General features: G+C 34.3%; 2 protein-coding genes. One reads left to right on the forward strand and one right to left on the reverse strand.

Annotation, left to right across the window (positions count from 1 at the left end; all coding sequences use genetic code 11):
• The first annotated feature begins 266 nt into the window (after positions 1-266).
• Positions 267-1,571, forward strand: coding sequence for a pyrimidine-nucleoside phosphorylase (locus tag MWH25_RS12695; RefSeq protein WP_248628023.1), 1,305 nt, complete (start codon positions 267-269; stop codon positions 1,569-1,571).
• 205 nt (positions 1,572-1,776) lie between these two features.
• On the opposite strand, the gene MWH25_RS12700 is transcribed toward MWH25_RS12695, so the two are convergent.
• Positions 1,777-2,238 carry a chemotaxis protein CheX gene (locus tag MWH25_RS12700; protein WP_248628024.1) on the reverse strand — a complete coding sequence of 154 codons (462 nt, stop codon included), beginning with the start codon at positions 2,236-2,238 and terminating at the stop codon, positions 1,777-1,779.
• Positions 2,239-2,413: the final 175 nt, after the last annotated feature.

Genomic DNA, 2,413 nt, shown 5'->3' on the forward strand with positions numbered 1-2,413 from the left:
TCTCGCAACTGATTTTGAAGTTTATTGGTTGCAGATTTTAATTTTAAAAGTGAAACTATATATCAATAAAAAGCAAGTTGCTTTATATGATAGGTATAATTGGTTTTATTTTTTAAACTTTAAAGGGTTTAACTATTAATTATTCACTATTATCTGTACACTGATTTTAAAAGTATATTTTAGTGGTTTTGAATTTAAACTATTAATTATTAATTATTAAATATTAAGTATTAAGTATTAAATGTTTTTAAAGGAGGGGGATTTTAATGCGTGCTTATGATGTAATTAAAAATAAACGGGATGGAGAGAAGTTGACTGCAGAGGAGATTGAATTTTTAATTGAAGGTTATGCTGCTGGAGAAGTTCCAGATTATCAAATGTCAGCCTGGGCAATGGCAGTTTTTCTACAAGGAATGGATAGTCAAGAGACAGCTAAGTTGACAGAGGTGATGGCTCAATCAGGTGATATGATCGACTTAAGTCCAATTGAAGGGGTTAAGGTAGACAAGCATAGTACAGGAGGGGTAGGTGATACAACCACTTTGGTGTTGGCCCCGCTTGTAGCTGCTTGTGGTGCTCCTGTTGCTAAGATGTCCGGGCGAGGATTAGGACATACTGGAGGAACAATTGACAAATTAGAGGCTATCTCTGGCTTTCAGACAGGCTTAAGTCGAGATGAGTTTATAGAGAGTGTTAATCAACAAGGGGTAGCTATAGCTGGTCAGACTGACAATTTGGCCCCGGCAGATAAAAAATTATATGCTTTGCGTGATGTGACTGCAACAGTTGATTCAATTCCTTTGATTGCTAGTAGTATTATGAGTAAAAAGATAGCTTCTGGAGCAGATGGAATTGTATTGGATGTTAAGGTTGGCGATGGAGCATTTATGAAAATTTATGAAGATTCTGTAGAGTTGGCAAGGACAATGGTCAGTATAGGAAAAGAGGTAGGAAGGGATACCATTGCAGTTGTTTCTGATATGGATCAGCCACTCGGTTTAGCTGTTGGAAATGCTTTAGAAGTAGCAGAAGCAATTAAGACTCTTAAAGGAGAAGGGCCAACTGATTTAACAGAGTTATCATTAACCTTAGGAGTGCAGATGCTGCTGTTAGCAGGAGTTGCAGAAGATAAGGAAGCAGCTCGTACAATGTTGGAAGAAGCTATTAATAATGGTTCAGCTTTAGTTAAATTAAAAGAGATGATTGAAAATCAAGGTGGTAATGGAGAGGTAGTAAATAATCTTGACTTATTACCACAAGCTGAAAGTAGTGTGGAGGTTAAAGCAGAAAGTTCTGGCTATGTAGAAAAAATTGCAGCAGAAAGGGTAGGAGTTGCTGCTATGTTGCTAGGAGCAGGTAGAGAGACTAAGGAATCAGAGATAGATTTAGCAGTAGGAGTAGAACTGACTAGCAAAGTAGGAGCTGAGATAAAAGAAGGGGATACTTTAGCTGTCTTACATTATAATGATGAGCAAAATTTAGCAGAAGCTAAAGAAAAATTACTGACTGCTTATCAGATGGGAGCAGAAAAATCTGAACAGAATCCATTAATTCATGAAATTATTGATTAGTTGCTGGTAATTAGTAAGATCAAAAGAGGCTAATGAAATTTAATAATTAAAAACAACACGGATTGAAATTTACAATTCGTGTTATTTTGATTGATTTTAAAATTTTATTGGCTAGGGAATTATGCTTTTTAAAGGTTGTGGATAACTTTTTTAAGGTTTTTAATAGTTTGCTTAATCTTAGACTCAGCCTTAGATTATGTATTTTTTAATCTTCTTGTAATGATAAATTAATTTCAAACTCTCCGATACCTGTTTTTAAAGGAAGGGCCAAAAATTCCTTTTGTTCAGTTGAAATCTGTATTTCTTTTCCAACTACAACTGAAGGTGGGGTAATATCACACTGATATCCCATATTAGAGAGCTTTGTTGCCGAATTTCCTGTAATAATATTTGCTAGCTCTCCTAATGCAGAGTTGACGAAGTCATCTAACTGATCAACTTCCATACCACACATTTTACTGGCTACATTTAAAGCAGTATCCTCTTCCATACTAAGATAGATAAAACCTGATAAATTCCCAGTAACTCCGATTGAAATATTAACATCTTGTCCTACAAAACCATTTTCTTGAGTCATCAAACTTCCTTTTTCAGCTTCTGTACCAAGCATTTGTTGTAAAACTTTATGGGTAGCTTCAAATACTGGGTCGATATATATTTTTTTCATTTTTTATTCCTCCTCATAGTGAGTGAAAATATTAACTATTATTGAACTTCAACATCAAGATCTAATTTCCTTGTTAAAAAGATTTAATTTTAAAATTAAATTACAATTATGTGTAACTTTTGCTTAGAACTATGAGGGAGATTTCTCGTTCTGAAAGATTTTTTCTGAGCTTCTA

The organism is Natroniella acetigena, assembly GCF_023227745.1.
In the GTDB taxonomy this organism is placed as follows: Bacteria; Bacillota; Halanaerobiia; order Halobacteroidales; family Halobacteroidaceae; genus Natroniella; species Natroniella acetigena.

Excerpts from the sequence above, each read along its gene's own strand:
- MWH25_RS12695 (WP_248628023.1), top strand. The coding sequence starts at position 267 with ATGCGTGCTTATGATGTAATTAAAAATAAACGGGATGGAGAGAAGTTG.
- MWH25_RS12700 (WP_248628024.1), bottom strand. The coding sequence starts at position 2,238 with ATGAAAAAAATATATATCGACCCAGTATTTGAAGCTACCCATAAAGTT.